The sequence below is a fragment of the Streptomyces sp. NPDC057271 genome (genome assembly GCF_042668715.1).
GTDB lineage: Bacteria > Actinomycetota > Actinomycetes > Streptomycetales > Streptomycetaceae > Streptomyces.
Genome location: NZ_JBHUYJ010000012.1, coordinates 95419 through 101577, shown reverse-complemented (window position 1 = coordinate 101577; position 6159 = coordinate 95419). Strand labels below are relative to the sequence as shown.

General features: G+C 72.1%; 8 protein-coding genes. 5 read left to right on the top strand and 3 right to left on the bottom strand.

Going from position 1 to position 6159, the window contains the following annotated elements:
* The first annotated feature begins 50 nt into the window (after positions 1 to 50).
* Positions 51 to 1094: a family 2 encapsulin nanocompartment cargo protein polyprenyl transferase gene (locus tag ACFUJR_RS08965; protein ID WP_383175592.1), complete on the top strand. Its 1044-nt coding sequence runs from the start codon at positions 51 to 53 to the stop codon at positions 1092 to 1094.
* Here ACFUJR_RS08965 and ACFUJR_RS08960 read toward each other — a convergent pair.
* Positions 1075 to 1674 (bottom strand): TetR/AcrR family transcriptional regulator, encoded by a 600-nt coding sequence (locus ACFUJR_RS08960; protein WP_383175583.1) that lies wholly within the window; start codon positions 1672 to 1674, stop codon positions 1075 to 1077. The genes ACFUJR_RS08965 and ACFUJR_RS08960 overlap by 20 nt on opposite strands.
* A gap of 126 nt (positions 1675 to 1800) precedes the next feature.
* On the opposite strand from ACFUJR_RS08960, the gene ACFUJR_RS08955 reads away from it, so the two are divergent.
* Genes ACFUJR_RS08955 through ACFUJR_RS08945 form a run of 3 tightly spaced genes read left to right on the top strand, consistent with a single transcriptional unit; the run spans position 1801 to position 3222 of the window.
* Complete coding sequence (locus ACFUJR_RS08955) at positions 1801 to 2382, top strand: dihydrofolate reductase family protein (RefSeq protein WP_383175589.1); 582 nt, start codon at positions 1801 to 1803, stop codon at positions 2380 to 2382.
* A gap of 27 nt (positions 2383 to 2409) precedes the next feature.
* Positions 2410 to 2751 (top strand): hypothetical protein, encoded by a 342-nt coding sequence (locus ACFUJR_RS08950; RefSeq protein WP_383175580.1) that lies wholly within the window; start codon positions 2410 to 2412, stop codon positions 2749 to 2751.
* Between the two features lie 42 nt (positions 2752 to 2793).
* A complete protein-coding gene (locus tag ACFUJR_RS08945; protein ID WP_383175577.1) occupies positions 2794 to 3222 on the top strand; it encodes a DUF6304 family protein in 429 nt (142 codons plus the stop codon).
* 134 nt (positions 3223 to 3356) lie between these two features.
* Here ACFUJR_RS08945 and ACFUJR_RS08940 read toward each other — a convergent pair whose 3' ends face one another.
* Both ACFUJR_RS08940 and snpA read right to left on the bottom strand, forming a co-directional pair.
* Entirely contained in the window at positions 3357 to 3815 is a 459-nt protein-coding gene (locus ACFUJR_RS08940) for a group II truncated hemoglobin (RefSeq protein ID WP_383175574.1), read from the bottom strand.
* Positions 3816 to 3949: 134 nt separating this feature from the next.
* Entirely contained in the window at positions 3950 to 4603 is a 654-nt protein-coding gene (gene snpA / locus ACFUJR_RS08935) for a snapalysin (RefSeq protein WP_383175571.1), read from the bottom strand.
* 227 nt (positions 4604 to 4830) lie between these two features.
* Here snpA and ACFUJR_RS08930 point away from each other — a divergent pair, with 227 nt between their 5' ends.
* A complete protein-coding gene (locus ACFUJR_RS08930; RefSeq protein ID WP_383175568.1) occupies positions 4831 to 5787 on the top strand; it encodes a LysR family transcriptional regulator in 957 nt (318 codons plus the stop codon).
* Positions 5788 to 6159: the final 372 nt, after the last annotated feature.

Sequence of the window (6159 nt, the reverse complement as noted above, 5' to 3'; positions counted from 1 at the left end):
ACGGCCGCTGTACGGAGCACCGAGCCTCGACGAGAGAAGCAACTGTGACCATGACTCGGGCGGCCGCCGTGGCCGACCCCCAGGACGCGGTGGCGCTGCTCGACCAGACACGCAGCGTCGTCGATCCCCAACTGCGCTCCACCATCGCGTCGTTACCGGGCGGCATACGGAAAGTCGCGATGTACCACTTCGGCTGGGAGCAGGCCGACGGCTCCCCGGCCGACGGGCAGACGGGCAAGGCGATCCGGCCCGCGCTGGTGCTCGCCGCCGCCCGCGCGCTCGGCGGCGACCCGGCGCCCGCCGTGCGCGCCGCAGCGGCGGTGGAGCTCGCGCACAACTTCAGCCTGCTCCACGACGACATCGTGGACGAGGACCCGACCCGCCGGCACCGGCCCACGGCCTGGACGGTGTTCGGCATCCCCGAGGCACTGATCGCGGGCGACGCCGTGCTCGCGCTGGCGCTGCGGCTGCTCGCCGAGGACCGACACCCGGTCGCGGCCGCCGCCTCGGCCCGGCTCGCCACCTGTGTCATCGAGCTCTGCGCCGGCCAGCAGGCGGACTGCGCCTTCGAGCAGCGCGCCCCGCACGAGATCACCCTGGACGAGTGCGTGGCGATGGCCACCGCCAAGACCGGCGCTCTGCTCGGCTGCGCCTGCGCGCTCGGCGCGCTGTACGCGGGCGCGGGTGAGGAGGAGGTCGCGGCGATGGACGCCTTCGGCCGGGAGGCCGGGCTCGCGTTCCAGTTCATCGACGACCTGATCGGCATCTGGGGCGACCCGGAGCGCACGGGCAAGCCGGCCGGCGCGGATCTCGTCGCCCGCAAGAAGTCGCTGCCGGTGGTGGCGGCGCTCACCTCGGGGACCGCGGCGGGGGAGGAGCTGGCCGAGCTGTACTCCCGTAAGGAGCTGGACGCCCCGGACGTACGGGCGGCGGCGGACGCGGTGGAGCGGGCGGGCGGCCGGGACTGGGCGCAGGCCCAGGCGGCCGACCGGATGGCCCGCGCGGTGCAGCAGCTCTCCCGGGCGGTCCCCGACCTGGCCGCGGCAGGGGATCTGCTCGCCCTGGCGGAGTTCGTCACGCGCCGGACGCGCTGACGGGCCGGTCCTCCGGGACGATCCGGCGGACCACGGTCTCGATGAGGTCGTCCAGCTCGCGGTCGTCGTGGAGCCCGGGGACCGTGAAGTGATCGAAGAGCAGTCCGGTCAGGGCGAAGTAGAGCAGCCGGACGGTGTCCGCGTCGCCCGGCATCCCCGCTTCGAGGTGCAGGCGGATGTTGAGGTCGAGGTCCTCGCGCAGCACCTTCGTGAGCTGGTCGCGCAGTTCGGGGCGGCGGGTGGCCTCCAGGCGGAGTTCGAACAGCCCCAGGTAGCAGGTGCGCTCGGCGGCCAACCGCCGGGCGAGCCACCGCATCAGCTCCACGACCAGCTCTCGGCTGGGTTCGGGCCGCATGGCCGTGTCCACGGAGCCCGGCTCCGGGGTGAGCCGTACGAAGATCCGGTCCCCGACCTGGGAGAGCAGCTGGTCCCGGTCGGTGAAGTAGTTGGACGAGGTGCCCGTGGGCACACCCGCCCGGGCATCCACCGCTCGGAAGGTGAGCCCACGGGCACCTTCGTCCGCGAGGACCTCGATCGCCGCGTCGAGCAACGCCGCTCGCCGCTCGGGATTTCTCGCCACCGGACCTCCTGATTCCACTTCTCTTCGGACGATAGCCCTTGCTTAACCACTACAAGTGAAGCACTATATCCGTCGTGGTTGCGATCGCGGCCGCACATCGACATCCCCGAGGCGAAGAGGACCGGTTTGCGCAAGCTCACCTACTACATCGCGTGCAGCATCGACGGCTTCATCGGCGACCCCCAGGGGGACGCCACGTCCATGTTCGCGTTCCTGGACCCGCAGTACGTGGGGTTCATGGCCGCCGAGTACCCCGAGACCATTCCCACGCAGGGGCGTGAGCCGCTCGGCATCGACGCGGACAACAAGCACTTCGACACCGTCATCCAGGGCCTCGGCTCGTACCAGCTCGCTCTGGACATCGGTGTCACCAGCCCGTACGGGCACATGCGGGAGATCGTCGCGACCCGCTCGCTCACCGAGTCGCCCGACCCGAACGTCGAGCTGATCGCCGACGACCTCGTCGGCCGGGTCCGTGAGCTGAAGGCCGAGGACAGCCCGCTCGGCATCTGGCTCTGCGGCGGCTCCATCGTCGCCGGCGAGCTCATCGACGAGATCGACGAGCTGATCATCAAGACGTACCCGCAGGTCTACGGCTCCGGTATGCCGATGTTCGGCGCCGGGTTCGAGCCCCGCGACTTCGAACTGGGAGCCGTGCGGACCTTCGACAACGGCGTGCTCGTCCGTACCTACACCAGGAAGCGGTGACCAGGGGCGCGCCCTACCCTGGGAGGTATGGGCAGCGAAACCCCGCGTACGGTACGGGACCCGCAGGCCACGCCCACATGCCCGGCCTGCGGACGGTCCCTCGGACTCGTCGCGAAGCGGCACAAGGTCCTGGGGGCCTGGGTGCCGGAGTGGGAAGTGCAGCCGTGCCGTAACCCGCGGTGCGAACTCCGCGTCCGGCCCGAGCACGCCGACACCGCGGGGGACGAGCCCGGCGACGGCTCGGGGGAGGCCGCCGGTGCGGTGGCGGACGGTGTTCCCGCGGGAGCGGCCGAGGACGGCACGGAAGCCGCTCCCCCGCACGTGACCGGCAAGAACGGCGAGACCGGGAGAAGTCCGGCCACAGGGTGACCGGCCGCGCGAAGGAACCGGTCAGACCGCTACAGTCCGCGCATGTCATCGGAGTCGACGGAAGTCTGGACCGGCTGGTACCGGGACCGCAGCGGCGCGGAAGCGATCGTGATCACGGTGGACGGACGGCAGGTGTCCGCCCGCATCAGGGGAGTCGAGTACACGGGCGCGAGCTTCGCCGCCCTGCGCGCCGGGGAGGCGGCGGAGAAGGGCGGCGAGGCCCTCACCGGCTGTGTCCTGGAATGGGACCTGCCCCTCCCCGTGGTGGTCGACGGCGCCGCCCAGCAGGCCACCCTCAGCTGCCTGCTGGCGCTCGGCGAGCGGGCGGACCTGAGCCTGACGCTGCACTACGGCGGGACGGCCTACGAGTCGGGCATCGCGGGCGGCGACTTCGAGGAGGCGCTCGACCGGGTCAGGCGCCAGCTGCCGGAGGGTGCGGCGTTCGGCCGCCGACTGATGCAGACGGCCTGACGAAAGGACGCCGGCGGCGGCGACGCTTCCGGACACGGCCCTGCTGGGCCAACCCCGGTTCAACTGGTCGGATCCGGCTCCATGGATCGAGCTGGAACGGGAACTCGGTGTCCCGTTTCCTGACGGTGCGGTGGTCAGGCGAGCCCGTCCCAGCCCCAGCGCGGGGTGGGCCCGGGTTCGCCGAGATCCGTGCCCGGCGCGGAGGCCGAGACCTCCTCGGCGATCCGCGTCCCCCAGTCGAAGTACTCCACCACCCGGCGCCGCAGCAGGTCGTCGTCCGGCAGCTCCTTCTCCACGGCCGCCGTCATCAACTCCATCCACCGCAGCCGCTGTGCCTCCGTGATGCCCAGACCGAGATGGGCGCGGAGCAGAGCCTGATGCCCGCCGAGCTCCGCCGTGAACCCGGCGGGCCCCGAGAAGACCTCCGCCAGCCACACGGCGACGTGCTCGACGTGGGCGGCGGTGAAGTCGGCGAAGACGGGCGCGAGGAGGGGGTCGGCCAGCACCCCTTCGTAGAAGGTCTCGGAGAGCCGGCGCAGGGCGTCGGCACCGCCCACGGCCTCGTACAGGGTGTTCGTGTGCTCGGCGGTCATGAAACGCCTCCGGATCCGGGATGTGTCCACCCAGCCTTCACGCAACACGCCCCGGAACCAAGGATGTTCGCTCTCGGCGGGGCGAATGGCGGCCGCTGCCGTCCGCCCCGCCGAGACGCGGGTCGAGCAGGCGCTCAGAACGCCTTGAAGGCCGTGGCGAGGCCGTAGCGCCAGAGCTGGTCGACGCGCGCCCGCTCCTGGGCGTTGGGCTGGGCGTTCTGGCAGGAGGTGCCCGGACCGCCGCCGGACATCAACTCGCTGCACGGACCCGAGTAGTGGTCGGGGAGACCGAGGACGTGCCCGGTCTCGTGGGCGGTGACGCGGGTGGAGTTGTACTGCTGGTTCTGCCGGTAGTCGAGGAAGATGTAGCCGTTGCCGTGGCCGTCGGTGCTGGCGTACGAGCCGCGCGAGTCATTGCCCTCGTAGTAGCGGAAGTCGGGGTTGCTGCCCTCCACCAGCCGTACGTTGACCACGGAGCTGTTCCATATCTGGGTGCTCCGGGAGATCTGCGTACGGAAGCTCGGGGCGTAGGAGGCGCTGTAGACGACGGTGACGGCGGCCGCGCCGGGGTTGGCGGCCCGCTTCTTCGCCACGGACTTCATCACGGCCTCGTGGAAGGCCCTGGTCGCCTTGGCGTCCTCGGCGGACCCCTCGTAGGCGGCGTACCCGGTGGGCGCGGCGACGGAGTCGACGGGCGCGGCGGTGGCGGTGGGGACGCCCAGCGCGGCGGCGAGTCCGAGGCCGAGGGTGGCGGCGAGCGAGGTGGTGAGGACCTTGGGGTGTCTCATGGGGGGTGGCTCCTCCTGGTCGGTTGGAGAGAGTGTCGGGGGAGCCGGGGCGGGTGCGGATGATGGCAGCAGGCGATAGCGCGAACGCATCACACCGCCGGGGTTGCGCGCGGAGGGTCCATCCCGGGTTCACCCTCTTCCGGTTCATCCAACTCCCTCCGATTTCACGCCAATTGGAGGGATGAGGGTGTCTGGTGCGGCGCAGTGTGCCGCCCTACCCTCGGGGCATGGAGCTGGAGGTGAGACATCTGCGCGTACTCTGCGCCATCGCGGAGACGGGCAGCCTTCACAAGGCGGCGCGGCAACTGGGTATGAGCCAGCCCTCGTTGACGACACAATTGCGCCGGATCGAGAACTCCCTGGGCGCGGAGCTCTTCGCGCGCGGGCGCACCGGCTGCCGTCCCACACCGCTCGGCCGCTCGGTGCTCAGCAGGGCCCGCCCGCTGGTCGACCAGATGGCCACGCTGATCACCGAGGCAAGGGCCGCGGCCGCGCGCACCGACGGCCCGCGCCTGCGGGTCGGGTCGACGGCGAGCAGGGCCCTCCCGGGCTGGCTGCGCCGGCTCCGCCAGGGCCTCGTCGGCACGGACATCGCGCTCCACATGGACGTCTCCGCCAACGCGCTGCTGCGGTCTCTCGCGGCGGGCCAGCTGGACGTGGCCTTCGTCCACGAGGTCGAGGGCTGCCCGCTGCGGGTGCCGGACGGCCTGCTGGCCCGGGTCCTGATCGAACGGGAGCCGCAGTTCGTCGCGCTGGCCCGCGACCACCCGGCAGCCGCGCTGCCGGTGGTGGAGCTGGCCGACCTGGCGGAGGACCGCTGGATGGTCGACCCGACGGTGGACGGCGAATGGGACGGGCTGCGCCGGGTCCTGAGCGAGGCCGGCATCGACCCGCCGCTGCTCCACGGCGACTACCACACGGCGGCGTCCCTGATAGCCCTCGGCGAGGCGGTGGCACCCTGCCAGCCGACATCGTTGCCACGCGAGGACATGGTGATCCGCCCCCTGCGCGACGACCCCCTGGCGGTACGCCTCCTCCTCTACGCCCGCGAGGAAGCCCTCCTGGACCCCCTGTACGCCGACCTCACGGAGGCCTACCGCGAGGCGGCCCTCCGTGCGTCGCCGTACCGCCGGTGGCTCCGCCACCGCGGGATGTCGGTGGGGCCGGGCATGATGACCGCATGACCGCATGACCGCATGACCGCATGACCGCATGACCGCATGACGGCACGACGGACCGCGAGGACACCTCACCCGACCCGGCCCACCCCGGGGGAGGCCGCGAGCGACCGCCGCCCGCGTACGGCACGCACGGCCCGAGGACCCCGACCGGGTCGCCGAACCGGCCGCGGACCACGCCGCGTACGAGAAGCCACCCCACCCGCCCCGGGCCTCGCCGCACGCCTTGCCAGCCTCCGCTACACCCTCCCGACGGAGCCGCCACGATGACAGGGGCGGACTCCGCGATGTCGCCCCGGACGACAGGCGCGTGCGCCGGCACGCGGGAATGCCGCAGATCTCGGGTGATCGTCCTGGAGCCGCCTGACCGTGGACACC

Bases quoted from the DNA above. Each gene is read 5' to 3' on its own strand.
- ACFUJR_RS08965 (WP_383175592.1), top strand. From the start codon at position 51: ATGACTCGGGCGGCCGCCGTGGCCGACCCCCAGGACGCGGTGGCGCTG.
- ACFUJR_RS08950 (WP_383175580.1), top strand. From the start codon at position 2,410: ATGGGCAGCGAAACCCCGCGTACGGTACGGGACCCGCAGGCCACGCCC.
- ACFUJR_RS08945 (WP_383175577.1), top strand. From the start codon at position 2,794: ATGTCATCGGAGTCGACGGAAGTCTGGACCGGCTGGTACCGGGACCGC.
- ACFUJR_RS08940 (WP_383175574.1), bottom strand. From the start codon at position 3,815: ATGACCGCCGAGCACACGAACACCCTGTACGAGGCCGTGGGCGGTGCC.
- snpA (WP_383175571.1), bottom strand. From the start codon at position 4,603: ATGAGACACCCCAAGGTCCTCACCACCTCGCTCGCCGCCACCCTCGGC.
- ACFUJR_RS08930 (WP_383175568.1), top strand. From the start codon at position 4,831: ATGGAGCTGGAGGTGAGACATCTGCGCGTACTCTGCGCCATCGCGGAG.